Raw genomic sequence first — 16,375 nt, forward strand, 5'->3', positions numbered from 1 at the left:
CCATGTGGATGACCAAAGTCAGTATTCAAAACCCCGTCTTCGCCACCATGGTCATGGTGGCGCTGGTGGTGCTGGGCATCTTCTCCTACCGTGGCCTGGGCGTGGAAAGCATGCCCAGCGTGCAGTTCCCGTTCGCCGCCATTGAAGTGAACTATCCGGGCGCCTCGCCCGAAGCCGTGGAAAACGACATCACGCGCCCCATCGAGGACGCCGTCAACACCGTCAGCGGCATCAAGACCATCCGCGCCAACTCGTGGGAAGGACGCGCCGGCGTCTACCTGGAATTCGAGCTGTCGACGAATATGGACAAGGCCATGCAGGACTTGCGCGACAAGGTGGCCCTGGTGCGTCCGCGCTTCCCGAAAGAAGCCAAGGACCCGTTCATCGCCCGCGCCGAAGGCGACAACGAACGCCCCATCGCCACCATCGTATTGACGTCGACCGGACATGACCTGCGCTCGCTGTCGACCATGACGGAGCAAATCATCAGCAAGCGCTTCCAGAGCGTGGCCGGCGTGGGACAAGTCAAGCTGCGCGGCCTGCGCGCGCGCCAGATCCTCATCAGCATGAAGCCGATCGAACTCAATGCCCAGGGCATCGGCGTCGATGAAGTGATCCGCGCCATCCAGGCCACGAATACCAATCTGCCGGCCGGCTCGATCAGCCATGGCGCGGCCGAACAACTGGTGCGCGTGGAAGGCAAGATCAAGGATGCGCGCGAATTCGGCAAGATCATCGTCGCGCGCCGCGCCGTCGGCCCCGTGTACCTGGACCAGGTGGCCACCGTCGTCGACGGCGAACAGGAAGAACTGTCGATCTCGCGCATGAATGGCCAGCAAGCCGTGACGATGGAAATCACCAAGGTGCAGGATGCCAACGTGGTGGAAGTGGGCACCGGCATCCTGAAAGTGGCGGCCGATCTGCAAAAGACCCTGCCGCCCGATATCAAGCTGCGCGTGCTCGACGACGAATCGGAGCGCGTGCAAAGCCAGCTCAATAACGTCAAGCGCACCATCATCGAAGGCGCCGTGCTGACCATGGTGATCGTCTTCCTGTTCCTGCACTCGTGGCGCTCGACCATCATCACCGGCTTGACCTTGCCGATCTCCGTGCTGGCCAGCTTCATCGCCATGAAGGCCTTCGGTTTTACGCTGAACTTTTTGACCCTGATGGCGCTGTCCCTGTGCATAGGCCTGTTGATCGATGACGCCATCGTCGTGCGCGAAAACATCGTGCGCCACCTGGGCATGGGCAAGAACCACTACAAGGCGGCCAACGACGGCACCAATGAAATCGGCCTGGCCGTGATGGCCACCACGTTCGCCATCGTCGCCGTGTTCGTCCCTGTCGCCTTCATGGACGGCATCATCGGCCGCTTCTTCCTGCAGTTCGGCATCACCGTGGCCGTCGCCGTGCTTGTCTCGCTGTTCGTCAGTTTTACCCTTGACCCCATGCTGTCGTCCGTCTGGCGCGACCCCGTCAAGGACCGCTTCAAGTACGCGCCGTGGCTGGGCCGCTTCATGGCCTGGATCGAGACGGGTATCGACCGCCTGCACGTCTGGTATGGCAAGGTGCTGAAAGTGGCCCTGCGCTGGCGCAAGACCACCTTGGCCACGGCCGTGGCGCTGTTCGCGGGCAGCCTGATGCTCGTGCCCATGATCGGCGGCGAGATGTTCCCCGAGACGGACCAGGGCTGGGTCAACCTGCGCTTCAAGACGCCCGTCGGCTCCAGCCTCGAATACACGGATTCCAAGGTGCGCCAGATCGAAACGGCCCTGAAGGAATTCCCCGAAATCGACAGCCTGGTGGCCAATATCGGCACGCCCGATGGCCGCAACGCGGCCGAGGTGAACCTGAAGCTGACGGACCTCAAGACGCACAAGCGCCGCTCGCAGCAGGAACTGGAAAAGCTGATCCGCGAACGCCTGGCGCCGATCGCCGGCATCACCCTGTCCGTCGGTAACCGCCCCATCTTCATCGCCATCCTGGGTACGGATGAAGGTAAGCTCGATGCGGTAGCGCACCGCCTGATGGACAAGATGCGCAACATCAAGGGCCTGGCCGACATGGAGTACAGCCAGGAAGGCGCCAATCCATCGACCACCGTGAAGATCAATAACGAACTGGCCAGCGATCTCGGATTGTCGGTGCAGCAGATCGGCAATGCCCTGCGTCCTTTCGTGGCGGGCGACACGGTCAGCCACTGGCTGGCCAGCGACGGGCAAAACTACGACGTCAACGTGCAGCTGCCCAAGTCGGGCCGCCAGAAAGTGGCCGATCTGGCCGACCTGTCGCTGGCGTCCAGCAAACTCGATGCGAACGGCAAGCCCGTCATGATTCCGCTGCGCCAGGTGGTCGACTTCGTGCCGTCATCGAGCCCGCAAGTGCTCAAACGCCAGGCCTTGCAGCGCCGGGTCGCCATCTATGCGGGCACGCAGGGCCGCCCCGCCGGCGACGTCGACGCCGACGTGCAGAAAGCCATCAAGTCCATCGACCTGCCGCCCGGCGTGCGCTTCGACGTGGCCGGCAATGCGCAGCAGATGGCTGAAACCATGGGCGGCGCGATGATGGCGCTGGGCATCGCCGTGATCTTCATCTACCTGGTGCTGGCGTCGCAGTTCGGCAGCTTCTTGCAGCCGATCGCCATCATGGTGTCCTTGCCGCTCTCCCTGATCGGCGTGCTGGCCGCCCTGCTGATCACGGGCAGCACGCTGAACATCTTCTCCGTGATCGGTTTCATCATGCTCATGGGCCTGGTCACCAAGAACGCGATCTTGCTGGTCGACTTCACCAACCAGCGCCAGCGCGAAGGCCTGGGGCAGTTCGAGGCGCTGATGGAAGCGGGGCAAGTGCGGCTGCGCCCCATCCTGATGACGACCCTGGCGATGGTCTTCGGCATGCTGCCGATGGCCATCGGCATGGGCGACGGCGGCGAATCGCAGGCGCCGATGGGCCGCGCCGTCATCGGCGGCGTGATCACCTCGACCTTGCTGACACTGGTGGTGGTACCCGTCGCCTACACCTACCTCGATAGCCTGGGCAAGCGCGCCGCGCGCTTCTTTGGCGGCGGCGAGCATGCGCACACCGATGCCGACGACGCCAAGGCACACGCCCACTGATCCACCGGTCGCCTTCACCGTCCCCGCATTGGCGGGGACGACGCGGCGGCTTCCTGAAGAGAGCTTCAGTTGACCAAAGCGGCTCCACTGGCTAGACTGTCCCCGTTATCAATGATATGGAGTGACTCGTGGGTGCTTGTTCCAGTGACAGTAGTCGATTGACCATCGGCGATCGGCCTTAGGCAAGACGCGCGCATTCCGCCCGCCCTGCCCTCGGCAAGGTGTGGTTTTACCAGCGGCAGTACTCTCTCGCCGCCACTTCCCCCTCATCGTTCCACCGTTGTCGTCTGCTGCCCCCTTTCGGGGCGAATTGTCTTCGCCTTGTGCACTCGCCTGTTCCTCCCCAGCCGGGAGAAACTGATGGTGGTATTTGACTTTGCGCTGCGCGTTGCCGCGGCATTGACCCTGGGCGCCATGATCGGCGCCGAACGCCAGCTGCGCCAGCGCATGGCGGGCCTGCGCACCAACGCGCTGGTATCCGTCGGCGCCTCGCTGTTCGTGATGGTTTCCGTGCTCGAAGGAGATAGCGCGGGCCACATGCGCATCGCCGCGCAGGTGGTGTCGGGCATTGGATTCCTTGGCGCCGGCGTCATCATGCGCGAAGGCATGACGGTGCGCGGCTTGAACACGGCCGCCACCTTGTGGTGCTCGGCCGCCATCGGCATCCTGTGCGGCCTGGGCTTCGCGCTGGAAGCGGCCATCGGCACGGGCTTCGTGCTGATCGCCAACCTCGTGCTGCGCCACCTGGCGCAACGCATCAACGCGCACGGCAGCGAAGCGGGCATCGAGACGGAAAGCATCTACCGCGTCACGGCCGTGTGCGAGGCGGAGCAGGAAGTCCAGGTGCGCAACCTCATGCTGCGCATGATCAGCGGCATGCCGGCCCTGATGCTGCAATCCTTGCACAGCGAAGACGCGGCGCACGCCGGACGCATCGAAGTGCGCGCCGACCTGCTCACGCCCTTGTCCAGCCTGGGATTGCTGGAGCAGATCGTCAGCCAGGTGAGCCTGGAAGGCAGCGTCTCGGCCGTGCGCTGGGCGCTGGTGAACAACGCGGAATTTGTCGCCGAACGGGGAGTGTGATGATGAAAAAATTCTTCCATTGGTTTGCCCGACGCGGTCCCGTCGTGGCCACCTACCGCCTGACCGTCACTTGCCCTGCGGCGCAGGCCGACCATGTGGTGCGCCTGCTGCTGGCCGAACTCAAAGGCGCGGGCCTGGCCCCGTCGCAAATGCTGCGCAGCTGGGACGAAGCCAGGCAGGTGGTGCAGCTGATCGCCACGGTGCTGTGCCAGGCCGTGCAGCGCGCCGTGCTGGTGCGCTTCGTCAACCGCGCGGGCGCCTGGCCGCAAGTGCGGCAAGTGCGCTGGGAAGGCGTCGCGCCCTCAATCTGAGGCAGGCAGGCGCATGAGGAACAGGGCGCCGCCTTGCGGACGGTTCTGCGCCTCGATGCTGCCGCCATACGCATGGACGATGGCTTGCGACAGGGCCAGTCCCAGGCCGAAACCGGGCGCCTCGCCCGCGCGCGCCTGGGCGCCCCGGTAAAAACGTTCGAACAGATGCGGCAAGTCTTCCACGCCGATGCCCGGTCCCGCGTCCGCCACGCCGACAAACGCATGGTCGCCCTCGCGCGACACCTGCACCGTGATCATGCTGTCGGGCGGCGAAAACTTCACGGCGTTATCGAGCAGATTGGCCAGCACCAGATCCACGGGGCCGGCCGCCACCCGCGCCTGCACGGCCACACTGTCATCAACAACGATGCGGATGCCGCGCTGCGCGGCCGCCTTTTCCAGGCGCTGCGCGGCCGCCCGCACGAGGGGATTAAGTGCTATGGTTTCCACGGCATTGCGCTCCTGGCCCACGTCCAGGCGCGTGAGCATCAGCAACTCTTCCACCAGGGTCGTCAGGCGCTGCACTTCATCGAGGCAGGATGCCAGCGCATCGACATACTCGGGCGACTCGCGCGGGCGGCGCAGGGTGATTTCGATTTCCGTGCGCAGGCGCGACAGGGGCGAGCGCAATTCGTGCGAGGCGTCGGCCGTGAAGCGGCGCTGCGCATCGTAGCCGTGTTCGAGCCGGTCCAGCATGGCGTTCAGGGTATCGACCAGGCGGCCGATTTCGTCCCGCGTGCCGGGATGGGGCAAGCGCTGGTGCAGGCTCGCTTCGCCGATCGAATGGGCCTGGTCCACCACGTCATCGATGGCGCCCAGCACGCGGCGCGTGAGCATTTCGCCGGCCAGCCCCACGGCCGCCAGCAAGGCCAGCGCCATGGCGCCAAACAGCACGGTGGCCGCGGCCAGCACGTGATTGGTGTCGTCGAGCGAACCGGCCACCTGCACCGCCAGGCGCGTTCCGGACGAGGGCACGGGAATCGACACCATGCGCAGCGGCTCTTCGCCGAACTTGGGCAAGGTCTCGAAGACGGTCTCGCCGGCCGCCAGGCGCGCCAGCAAGGCCGGCGGCGCCGGCAGCTGCGCCGCCTCCAGATTGCGGCTACGCGCCAGCACGCGGCCTTCGCCATCGATGATCTGCACCAGGCGGTCCAGGCGCGTCAATGACGGCTGCGCCAGGCCCGGCGCCACCTCGTGCACCTGCACGGGCTGGCGCGGCGCGGCCGGCAGCATGGCCATTTCCGTCTCGGCCAGCGCCAACAGGGCCGCATCGAGCTGGCCATGCACGGCGCGCGACAGGCCCCAATAACCGGCCAGCGCCGTGCAGGCGACGATGGCGAGGATGACGGCCAGGTGCACCAGCAGCAAGCGCTTGCGAAAACTAGCCACCGTGGTTTTCCGCCAGGCGGAAGCCGCGTCCGCGCACCGTGTGGATCAAGGGCGGCAAGCCCGGCGCATCCACTTTTCCCCGCAGGTTGCGCACGTGGACATCGATCAGGTTGTCGATGCCGATCAGGTCCGCCTGCCAGATCTGTTCGGCCAGGCGCGCACGGCTGACCACCTCGCCCGCCTGGCGCAGCAGGATCAATAAAATCGCATACTCCTTGGGTGTCAGCACCAGGGGCGCGCCGGCACGCGTGGCCTGGTGGCTGACGGGATCGAGCGTCAAATCGGCCAGCGCCAGCACCAGCGGGCGGCTGATGTCGGAGCGGCGCAGCAAGGCGCGGATGCGCGCCAGCAGTTCCTCGAATTCGAACGGCTTTGTGAGGTAATCGTCGGCGCCCGTGTTCAGGCCCGCCACCCGGTCGGCCGTGGCGTCGCGCGCCGTGAGCATCAGCACGGGTGTCTGGATGCCGCGCGCGCGCAAGTCGCGGCAAAAATCGATGCCCTGCTTGCCCGGCAACATCCAGTCCAGCACGATGGCGTCATAGTCGACGGCGTAGCTTTCGTCCTCGCCCTCTTCCGCGCTGTGCGCCACGTCGACAACAAAGCCTTCTTCCTGCAAGCCGCGGGCCAGCAGGCGCGCCGCCTTGCGGTCGTCTTCCACCAGGAGGATTCTCATGCCTGCCTTTCGCGTCGCGCCTTATTTTCCATGCTTTGCATTTTACCGCGCTCCACCGTGCGCGCACAGAACCTGAAGAATGATTCAGGCATTCTTGGGCGCTTCTTCAGGAGCACATTGTTATGCTTTCCCGGCGCTGTAGTGACGCTGCCTGCGCCACCTGCGCCCCTCTCATTGCCCGCCTGGGCACCGCATCCACGCATGCCCCCTCACCATCAATAACAAGGAAACACGGGATGAACACGACCACCCGCAACGCCCTGGGCGCCAGCTGCGCCCTCGCTCTCGCCTGCTCGGCCCTGGCCGGCTGCGCCAAGCCGACGCCGGCGGCCACGCCGCCCGCCCAATCGACGCACCTGGACGACGGCAGTATCGCCGTCGACAAAATGTCGCCACTGCGCCAGCGCCTGCAGATCGCGCCCGTGCAGGAACAGGAGATCGCCACGCAGACGCAGGCGCCCGGCAGCATCGAGGCGATGCCGGAAAAACTGGTGAAAATCACGCCGCCGCTGGCCGGGCGCATCACGCGCTTGCAGCGTTCACTGGGCGACAGCGTGAAGGCGGGCGACCCGCTGTTCACGCTCGATTCGGCGGAACTGAGCGCCGCCTACGCGGACGACAGCAAAGCCAGGTCCGCCCTGCTGCAGGCGCGCCAGGAACTCGAGCGCCAGAAAACCCTGTTCGAGGCGGAAATCGCCGCGCGCAAGGAGTACGAAGCGGCGCAGGCCGCCTTTGCGCAGGCCGGCAGCGACGCCCAGGCCAGCGCCGACAAGCTGGCCCAGTACGGCGCCGGCACACGCGGCACACGCGGCACCCGCCGCGACTATGTCTTGCGTTCGCCCATCGCAGGCACCGTGATCGCCATGGAAGGCGCCCAGGGCGGCTACTGGAACGACATCAACGCGCCCGTCATGACGGTGGCAGATCTGTCCACCGTGTGGCTGGCGGCCAACGTGGCCGAAAGGGATCTGGCGCAGGTGGCCGTGGGCCAAGCGACCCGCATCAGCGTTGACGCCTGGCCCGGCAAGGCTTTCGAAGGCAAGGTCGCGTATGTGGGCGCCGTGCTCGATCCCGAAACGCGCACGGTGAAAGTACGCGTGGCCATCGACAACCGCGCCGGCGCCTTCAAGCCGGGCATGTTCGCCCACGCGGGATTCGCCGGCGCTTCCCGCCGCGCCCTCCTCGTGCCGGCCGCCGCCGTGCTGCAAAGCGGGCCATCGACGCGCGTGATGGTCGAGCGCAGCCCGCTGGTATTCACGCCGCGCACGGTGCAGGTGGGTGCCAGCCATGGAGACCAGGTCGAAATCGTCTCGGGCCTGAAGGCCGGCGAACGCATCGTCGTCAAGGAAGGAGTGCTGCTCAATGATTGACCGTGTCATCGCCACCTGCTGCCAGCGGCGCGGCATCGTCTGGCTCGTGCTGCTGTTTGTCGCCGCCTACGGCGTCTATTGCTGGAAGCAGCTGCCCATCGAAGCCTATCCCGACATCGCCGACGTCACCTCGCAGATCGTCACGCAGGTGCCGGGCCTGGGCGCCGAGGAAATCGAGCAGCAGATCACCATTCCCCTCGAGCGCGCCCTGCTCGGTACTCCGGGCATGCACGTGCTGCGCACGCGCAGCCTGTTCGCGCTGTCCTTGATCACCGTGGTGTTCGAGGATGGCAGCGACGGCTACTTCACGCGCGAACGGCTGCAGGAACGCCTGGCCAGCGTGAACCTGCCGTACGACGCCAAGCCGGGCCTCGATCCCTATACCTCGCCCACGGGCGAGATCTACCGTTACACGCTGGAATCGAAAACGCGCAGCTTGCGCGAACTGTCCGAGCTGCAGTTCTGGACCGTGATCCCGCGCCTGCAGCAGGTGCGCGGCGTGGCCGACGTGAGCAATTTCGGCGGCCTGACGACGCAGTTCATGCTGGAACTCGATCCCGCAAAACTGGACAGCTACGGCTTCTCGCTGGCGCAGGTCAAGGACGCCATCAACGCCAACAACATCAGCGGCGGCGGCAGCGTGATCGACCGCGGCCAGCAGTCGTACGTGGTGCGCGGCGTGGGCTTGCTGCATACCCTCGACGACATGGGCAACGTCGTCGTCAGCAGCAAGGACGGCGTGCCCGTACTGGTAAAAGACCTGGGCAAGCTCGCTTACGGCAACGTGGAGCGGCGCGGCATCCTCGGCAAGGATGACAACCCCGACACCATCGAAGGCATCACCCTGCTGCTCAAGGATTTCAATCCGTCCGAAGCGCTGGCCGGCATCCATGCGGCCGTGGACGATTTAAATGCCAAGCTGCTGCCGAAGGATGTGAAAGTCGTGCCCTACCTGGACCGCAGCTCGCTGATCGACGCCACCCTGCACACGGTCGGATTCACCCTCGGCGAAGGCATGCTGCTGGTCGCCCTGGTGCTGCTGCTGTACCTGGGCAGCCCGCGCGCGGCCGCCATCGTCGCGCTGACGATTCCGCTGGCCCTGCTGATCGCCTTCATCTTCATGCACCATTTTAAGATTCCCGCCAACTTGCTGTCGCTGGGGGCGATCGACTTCGGCATCCTCGTCGACGGTTCCGTGGTTGTGCTGGAAAACATGCTGCGCCGCCGCGAACGGGATCAGGAACGGCCCCTGAGCCTGCAGGACGCCATCGACGCCACTTTGCAAGTGGCGCGTCCCATCATGTTCGGCATGGCCGTCATCATCGCCGCCTACCTGCCCCTGTTCGCCTTCCAGCGTATCGAATACAAACTGTTTTCGCCGATGGCGTATGCGGTGGGCGCGGCGCTCGTGGGCGCGCTGGTGGTGGCCTTGGTGCTGATTCCCGGCCTGGCCTGGCTGGCCTTGCGCAAGCCGCGCCGCACTTTCCACAACCGCGCGCTGGACACGCTGGCCGCCGCGTATGGCCGCTTCCTCGAGCGCATGGTGGGCAGGAAGCGCTGGGTGGCGATGGTGTGCGCAGGATCGCTCGCAGCGCTTGCCATCCTGGGCGGCAGCATCGGGCGCGATTTCCTGCCCTACCTCGATGAGGGCTCCTTGTGGCTGCAGGTGCAGATGCCGCCCGGGATCACCCTGGACAAGGCGTCCGGGATGGCCAGCGAATTGCGCCGCGCCGCGCTGGAATTCCCGGAAGTGTCGACCATCGTCACGCAGACGGGGCGCAACGACGACGGTACCGATTACTGGACGCCGTCGCACATCGAGGCCAGCGTGGGACTGCATCCGTATAAAAGCTGGAAGTCCGGCATGAGCAAGCAGCAGCTGATCGCCAAAATGAATGAACGCTTCTCCCGCATGCCCGGCTTTACGGTGGCCTTCATGCAGCCGATGATCGACGGCGTGCAGGATAAATTGTCGGGCGCGCACAGCGACCTGACGGTGAAAATCTTCGGCAACGACCTCGATGAAGTGCGCGCCATCGCGGGCAAGGTGGCCAATGTCCTCAAGACCGTCGACGGCGCCTCCGACGTGGCCGTAGACGTCGAGCCGCCGCTGCCCAACCTGAAGGTGGAACTGGACCGCGCCAAGGCAGCCCGCTATGGCATCAATGCGGCCGACGTGGCTGACCTGATTGCCACTGGCATCGGCGGCGCGCCCATCGGCCAGGTGTATGTCGGCGAAAAAAGCTACGACATTGCCGTGCGCTTCCCGCCCGCCACGCGTTCCAGCCCGGACGCCATCGCCAGCCTGAAGCTGACGGCCGCCAATGGCGCGAGGATTCCGCTGGCGCAGGTGGCCACTATCAGCACCACCTCGGGCGAAAGCGTGATCGTGCGCGAAATGGGACGGCGCCACATCATCGTGCGCCTGAATGCCCGCGGACGCGATCTGGCCGGTTTCCTGGCCGAAGCGCGCCCGCTGGTGGCGCAAGCCGTGGCCAACGAGCACCAGCGCATCAGCGTCGAATGGGGCGGCCAGTTCGAGAACCTGCAGCGCGCGCAAAGCCGTTTGGCCCTGATCCTGCCGATGACCCTGGGCGCCATGTTTTTGCTGCTGTTTGGCCAGTTCCGCAACCTGCGCCAGCCCGCGCTGGTCTTGCTGGCCGTGCCGCTGGCCATGCTCGGTGGCCTGGCCGCGCTGCACCTGCGCGGCATGACCTTGAACGTATCGAGTGCCGTCGGCTTCATCGCCCTGTTCGGCGTGGCCGTCCTGAATGCCGTGCTGATGCTGGCGCAGATCAACCGTTTGCGCGTCGACGAGGGCAAGAGCTTGCGCGACGCCGTGCTCGAAGGCGCGCGCGACCGCATGCGCCCCGTGCTGATGACGGCCACCGTGGCCGCCCTGGGCCTGACACCGGCCATGCTGGCAACAGGCCTGGGCAGCGACGTACAGCGCCCGCTCGCGACCGTCGTGGTGGGCGGCCTGGTGACGGCCACGGCATTGACCTTGCTGCTGTTGCCAGCGCTGTATTACCTGATCGAGGCGCACCTGCAAAAACGCCAGACGCATACCGAAGGAGAGACCCATGACACGTTTTAATGTATTGCTGGCGGCCTGGCTGATCGCGCCCGGCGCCCTTGCCACTCCGTTGAGCTTTGACACCTATCTGTCCGCCGTGGAAAGCCACAGCCTGGAACTGCAATCGCAGCAGGAAGGCATCGTTGCGGCCAAGGCCGGCGTCGGCATCGCCGGCTTGCGTCGCGATCCCGAGTTCACCTTGGGCGCCACGCGCGACACCGTGCGCAGCGTCGAACGCCGTCCCGTCACGTGGAACCCGTCCATCAGCATGGCCATCGAGACGGGCGGCAAGCGCGCCGCGCGCATCAAGGCGGCGCACAGCAACGTCGCGCTGGCAGAGGAAACGGTGGCCGGCTTCAAGAGCGAACTGTATGGCACGGCCGCCGCCGCGTTCACGGAAGCGTGCCGCACGCGCGACGTCGCAGCGCGCAAGGAGCAGACCATGGCGGCCCTGTCGACAGTGGTGGAGGCGAACACCGTGCGGCGCAAGGCGGGCGACGTGGGCGGCATCGAACTGCTGCAGTCGCGCGTGGAACGCGACCAGTTCCAGGCCGAGCTGGCGCAGGCGCGCAGCGAGGCGGACAGCGCCATGCTAGCCCTATCTCCGCCGCTGGGGCGCCAGTTCGATGCGCTGTTTCCCGACGTGCAGCTAGCCTGCGACTTCGCCGCGTTTGCCGACCAGGATGCCAGCGTGCTGCTACCGCAAGCGCTCGGCGCCCGCAGCGACGTGCGCATCGCCCGCGCCACTCTGGACAATATGCGCGATGGCGCGGCCCTCGTGCGTGCCAACCGCGCCGTCGATCCGACCGTCACCGTGGGCCTGGCCGCCGCGCGCGGCTACCATGACGGCATCGATGCCAGCGGCAATCCCGTCGAAGGCGCGGCCCGCTCGCGCGCGCTGTCCATCTCGCTGGCCATCCCCATTCCCCTGTCGCGGCGCGATAAGGGCGACATCGTGCAGGCGGAATCAAGTGTGACGCAGGCGATGCTGGCCCTGCGCCAGGCGGAACTGACGGCGGAGACGCAGGTGCGCACGGCGCAGCGGCAACTGCGTGCGGCGCAAGACAGGCTGGCGCGCTACCGCGATGGCGTGCTGGTCGATGCGCAGAAGGTGGTCGACGGCATGCGCCTGTCTTACGTCAAAGGCAATGCCTCGCTGCTGGAATGGCTGGCGGCGCAGCGTTCGGCCGATGAGGCGTACCAGGGCTATGTGCAGGCGCGCGCCGATGCGGCCATCGCCAGCACGCAGCTGCAACTGGCCATCGGCCAGCGGCCGAGTTTGTAGCGGGGAGAAAGTAGAACGAGGGGATACCGGCGCGGCGATGGTGCCGCACCGGTCGTCAGGAACGGGGAATTACTGCGGCTGGACGGGTGCGTCGCCTTCGGCGGCCGGATCTGCGTCATCGGCGTCGTCGGCGTCGTCCGCTTCCGGCTCATCGCCTTCGCTGCCATCGGCCGGCTTCGGATTGTTCTTCGCTTCCAGCTTGCGTCTGGCTTTTTCCTCGGCTTTCTTCTTCTTTTCCAGCTCTTTTTGCCGTTTTTCGTATTGGAAATTTGTCTTGGCCATTTACTACCTCTTTAGTTTTTTATTGTTACAGATAAGCACATAGGACACATTATGACGCAGTTGGAGCAAATACAAAATTTTTAGCCGCGCGGATGATGCTGCGCATGCAGCAGTTTCAGCCGTTCGCGGGCCACATGCGTGTAAATCTGCGTGGTGGAAATATCGGAGTGTCCCAGTAACAATTGCACAACACGCAAGTCCGCGCCATGGTTGAGCAAATGCGTGGCGAACGCGTGGCGCAGGGTGTGCGGCGACAGCGGCGCCGTGATGCCGGCGCTCAGCGCGTGCTTCTTGATGATGACCCAGAACATTTGCCGCGTCATGGCGCCCCCGCGCCGCGTGACGAACAGCGCGTCGTCCATTTGCCCGTCGAGGATGATGCCGCGCGCTTCCTTCAGGTAGCGCTCTATCCACAGCCGCGCCTGCTCGCCGAACGGTACCAGGCGCGTCTTGCTGCCTTTGCCCGTGATGCGCAGCACGCCATCGTTGAGGCTCAGCTCGACGGATTTCAAGTCCACCAGTTCCGACACGCGCAAGCCGCTCGCATACATGAGTTCCAACATCGTGCGTTCGCGCAGGCCCAGCGGCGTGCTCACGTCGGGCGCCGCCAGCAAGGCTTCCACCTGCGCTTCGCTCAGGGTATGCACGAAGCGCGCGGGCTGCTTGGCCGAGACCATCTTCAGGCACGGGTCGGCCGCGATATGCTTGTGCCGCAAGGCCAGCTGGTAAAAACGCTTGAGCACGGACAAGCGCCGGTTCGATGACGTGGCCTTGCTCTCGTCGTGGCGGGCGGCGAAATACGCTTCGATGTCGGCCGTGGACACCTCGTACAGGCCTTCGCGGCCGGGCCGCGCCACTTCCAGCCAGCGCGCAAACAGCCGCATGTCGCGCCGGTAGGCGTCGAGCGAGTTTTTCGACAAGCCGTCTTCCAGCCACAGGCTGTCGCAGAATTCGTCGATCAGGGTAGCGTTGTCGGGCGCCAGCAGGCTGTTCATCATCGTGTTGACCACCCCATGCCCGCCACGCCTTCATGCGCCAGCAGCCAGCGCTTGACGCCCAGGTGGAAGCCCGCCGCATCGTCGTGGTGCGCAAAGCCGCCCAGGCCGCCTGCGGCCGTGACCCGGTGGCAGGGGATCACCACGGGAAACCAGTTGGCGCCGCAAGCCTGGCCCACGGCGCGCGGGGCCGAGCCGATCAGGCGCGCCACGTCGCCATAGGTGCGCACCTGGCCGCGCGCAATGCCGCGAATCGCCGTCCACACCCGTTGCTGATAGGCGCTGCCCGAAGCGGCCAGCGGCAGGTCGAAGACATAATCGGGATCGTGGAAATAGCGCGCCAGTTGCTGACATGCCAGCTCGGAGACGGCATCCTGCGGTTCCTTCTCGTCGAAGTGCGGCGGCAGGTACACCAGTTCGCATACCTGGCCATCCTGCGCGCGCACGCCCATGGCGCCGAATGGCGCAGCCACGATGGCGCTGAACAGTTCACTGCCCTGTTGTTTTTTCATCTGCTGATCATTGTTCAAGTGTGGCAAATATGCAACCTGCCGGCGCGGGAAACGGCGCCACGGGAATTATGCACCGTCTTTGGGCGTGCCGGCGGACGTTTCCCGCGCACGAAAAAAAAGCGCACCAGTCGGTGCGCTTCAAATATTGCTTCACGTTCCCGGTCGTTTGGGTCCGCCGGTGCCGGCTTGTGGCCGCAGACAGCTATGACTCAACAACTTCTGTGAAACGTGTGTCTCCTCAATATATCCCCGGTATCAATACCGTTTTTATAGACCACTCCCCCACTAACCTTGTTGCCAATTCTGTATTTCAGCCTTGCTACCGGGGCGCATATGCATATACGTGTTTCCCCTTAAGGCTGCCCATCATAGCGCATTTATTCGGCCGTATCGACTTTTTTTGCACCATGACGGGGACAACTGTTTTAGTTGTAAATTAAATTTGGCAGCCACAGCGAGATTTGTGGTACGTAGGTAATCAAGCCCAGGAAGGCCAGCATCGTCAGCAGCCATGGCATCACGGCCACGGTCAGCTCCGAGATGCCCATCTTCGTGATGCCGGACGCCACATACAGATTCAAGCCCACGGGCGGATGGCACATGCCGACCTCCATATTGACCACGATCAGGATGCCGAAGTGCACAGGGTCGATACCCAGCTTCATGGCGACGGGGAACAGGATAGGCGCCATGATCAGCACGATGGACGACGGTTCCATGACGTTACCAGCCAACAACAGCAGCACGTTGACCACCAGCAAGAAACTGATCACGCCCAGGCCCTTGCCCGTAATCCACTCGGCCATCGCTTGCGGAATGTTTTCACTGGTCATCAGGAACGAGAACAGCACGGCATTCGTGATGATGTACAACAGCATCGCCGACATGGCGGCCGAATCGAGCAAGACCTTGCCCACCTGCTTGATCTTCAAGTCCTTGTAGACGAAGACGGCGATGATGAAGGCGTACACGGCAGCCATGGCGGCCGCTTCCGTCGGCGTGAAGGCGCCGGAATAAATGCCGCCCATGACGATGACGATCAGGAGCAAGCCCCAGGCGCTCTTCTTGAACGTGACGAAGCGCTCGCCCCAGCTGGCCTTTTGCATGCGCGGATAATTGTGCTTGCGCGCCAAAAACCACGTGGTCAGGCCCAGCAGCATGGCCAGCATCATGCCGGGAATCACGCCCGCCATGAACAGTTTACCGACCGAGGTATTCGTGCTGACGGAATACATCACCATCACGATCGATGGCGGTATCAGAATGCCCAGCGCGCCCGAGGTGGTGATGACGCCGGCGCCGAAACCGCGCGGGTAGCCCTGCTTGACCATGGCCGGCAGGATGATGGAGCCGATCGCCACCACGGTGGCAGGGCTGGAACCGGAGACGGCGGCAAACAGCGCGCACGCCATCACGCCGGCCAGCGCCAGGCCGCCATGCCAGTGGCCGACCATGGAGCTGGCGAAGTTGATCATGCGCCGCGCCACCCCGCCATGCGTGAGGAAGTTGCCCGCCAAAATGAAGAACGGGATGGCCATGATCTCGAATTTCTCGATGCCCGTGAAAATCTTCAGGGCCACCGATTCGATGGGCACGCTGGTCATGGTAAACAGGAACGTCAGTACCGTCAGGCCCAGCGAAATGGAGATCGGCATGCCGGTCAGCATCAGCGCCAGCAGCAACACAAAAATGATCAGCGCGTTCATGCCTTGGCTCCTTTTTCTTCCGCCGTCAGTTCATCTTCCAGGCCCTCGACGTGCGAGTGGTCGTGTTTTGGCAAGGCGCCCGTCTTGATGAAGTGCACCATCACTTGCAGGAAGCGGAAACACATCAGGTAGGAACCGAGCGGCACGGCCAGGTAGACCAGCCACATCGGCACTTCCATGTCGGCCGAGGTCTGGTCCGTGTGGCCAATCGACCACACGAAGCTGGCGCCCAAAGTACCCACGATGCCCGTAAACAGGGCGCCGGCACCGAGGCCGAAGACGATGAAACGGTCGCGCCAGCGCGGGTTCATGCGGTTGATCAAGACATCGACACCCACGTGGATGCCCGTGCGCACGCCATATGCGGCGCCGAACTTGGCCATCCAGACGAACATATAGATGCACAGTTCCTGGGCCCAGCTGGTATTGATTTGAATCAGGAAGTCTTGCAGGCCGGGGATAGGCAAGCCTGCCAGGTAGCGGTGCACGACCGCAACGAAAATGATGAAGGTGGCCGCGCCCATCAGGGTCGCGATCAGCCACTCTTCCAGGTGATCCAGAAATTTCATGGTGG

13 protein-coding genes are annotated in these 16,375 nt (G+C 64.6%); 6 read left to right on the plus strand and 7 right to left on the minus strand.

The features are described 5' to 3' along the window. Positions 1–2: 2 nt before the first annotated feature. The 3 genes from KO539_RS06325 (at position 3) to KO539_RS06335 (ending at position 4,513) form a co-directional block, all read left to right on the plus strand. Positions 3–3,119, plus strand: coding sequence for an efflux RND transporter permease subunit (locus tag KO539_RS06325; protein ID WP_219307915.1), 3,117 nt, complete (start codon positions 3–5; stop codon positions 3,117–3,119). Positions 3,120–3,479: 360 nt separating this feature from the next. Continuing rightward, the gene (locus tag KO539_RS06330; protein WP_035821955.1) at positions 3,480–4,202 is read left to right on the plus strand and encodes an MgtC/SapB family protein; all 723 of its coding nucleotides are present in this window, start codon (positions 3,480–3,482) and stop codon (positions 4,200–4,202) included. Further along, positions 4,202–4,513 carry a hypothetical protein gene (locus tag KO539_RS06335; RefSeq protein ID WP_046686166.1) on the plus strand — a complete coding sequence of 104 codons (312 nt, stop codon included), beginning with the start codon at positions 4,202–4,204 and terminating at the stop codon, positions 4,511–4,513. The genes KO539_RS06330 and KO539_RS06335 overlap by 1 nt, the downstream gene beginning before the upstream one ends. Here KO539_RS06335 and KO539_RS06340 read toward each other — a convergent pair. Continuing rightward, positions 4,505–5,902 (minus strand): ATP-binding protein, encoded by a 1,398-nt coding sequence (locus tag KO539_RS06340; RefSeq protein WP_219307917.1) that lies wholly within the window; start codon positions 5,900–5,902, stop codon positions 4,505–4,507. The genes KO539_RS06335 and KO539_RS06340 overlap by 9 nt on opposite strands. Next, positions 5,895–6,575: a response regulator transcription factor gene (locus tag KO539_RS06345; RefSeq protein ID WP_070287908.1), complete on the minus strand. Its 681-nt coding sequence runs from the start codon at positions 6,573–6,575 to the stop codon at positions 5,895–5,897. The genes KO539_RS06340 and KO539_RS06345 overlap by 8 nt, the downstream gene beginning before the upstream one ends. A 236-nt stretch (positions 6,576–6,811) precedes the next feature. On the opposite strand from KO539_RS06345, the gene KO539_RS06350 reads away from it, so the two are divergent. The 3 genes from KO539_RS06350 to KO539_RS06360 are packed head-to-tail and all read left to right on the plus strand — an operon-like array spanning position 6,812 to position 12,306. After that, complete coding sequence (locus KO539_RS06350) at positions 6,812–7,945, plus strand: efflux RND transporter periplasmic adaptor subunit (protein WP_219307919.1); 1,134 nt, start codon at positions 6,812–6,814, stop codon at positions 7,943–7,945. Then, positions 7,938–11,042 (plus strand): efflux RND transporter permease subunit, encoded by a 3,105-nt coding sequence (locus KO539_RS06355; RefSeq protein WP_219307921.1) that lies wholly within the window; start codon positions 7,938–7,940, stop codon positions 11,040–11,042. Before KO539_RS06350 ends, KO539_RS06355 begins: the two co-directional genes overlap by 8 nt. Then, on the plus strand, positions 11,029–12,306 hold the full coding sequence (locus KO539_RS06360) for a TolC family protein (RefSeq protein WP_219307923.1): 1,278 nt from the start codon (positions 11,029–11,031) through the stop codon (positions 12,304–12,306). The genes KO539_RS06355 and KO539_RS06360 overlap by 14 nt, the downstream gene beginning before the upstream one ends. Before the next feature lie 69 nt (positions 12,307–12,375). Here the strand turns inward: KO539_RS06360 and KO539_RS06365 are convergent, their stop codons facing one another. From KO539_RS06365 to KO539_RS06385, 5 genes are all read right to left on the minus strand, one after another. After that, positions 12,376–12,588: a hypothetical protein gene (locus KO539_RS06365; RefSeq protein WP_099376618.1), complete on the minus strand. Its 213-nt coding sequence runs from the start codon at positions 12,586–12,588 to the stop codon at positions 12,376–12,378. An 80-nt stretch (positions 12,589–12,668) separates the two neighbouring features. Beyond that, positions 12,669–13,586: a site-specific tyrosine recombinase XerD gene (xerD, locus tag KO539_RS06370; RefSeq protein WP_225242529.1), complete on the minus strand. Its 918-nt coding sequence runs from the start codon at positions 13,584–13,586 to the stop codon at positions 12,669–12,671. After that, on the minus strand, positions 13,583–14,095 hold the full coding sequence (locus tag KO539_RS06375) for a methylated-DNA--[protein]-cysteine S-methyltransferase (protein ID WP_219307925.1): 513 nt from the start codon (positions 14,093–14,095) through the stop codon (positions 13,583–13,585). The genes xerD and KO539_RS06375 overlap by 4 nt, the downstream gene beginning before the upstream one ends. A gap of 425 nt (positions 14,096–14,520) precedes the next feature. Continuing rightward, complete coding sequence (locus tag KO539_RS06380) at positions 14,521–15,801, minus strand: TRAP transporter large permease (RefSeq protein WP_070223052.1); 1,281 nt, start codon at positions 15,799–15,801, stop codon at positions 14,521–14,523. Continuing rightward, on the minus strand, positions 15,798–16,370 hold the full coding sequence (locus tag KO539_RS06385) for a TRAP transporter small permease (RefSeq protein ID WP_035821976.1): 573 nt from the start codon (positions 16,368–16,370) through the stop codon (positions 15,798–15,800). The genes KO539_RS06380 and KO539_RS06385 overlap by 4 nt, the downstream gene beginning before the upstream one ends. Between the last annotated feature and the right edge of the window lie 5 nt (positions 16,371–16,375).

Origin of the sequence: Janthinobacterium sp. NKUCC06_STL (assembly GCF_019345455.1) — a bacterium.
Taxonomy (GTDB): Bacteria; Pseudomonadota; Gammaproteobacteria; order Burkholderiales; family Burkholderiaceae_D; genus Janthinobacterium; species Janthinobacterium rivuli.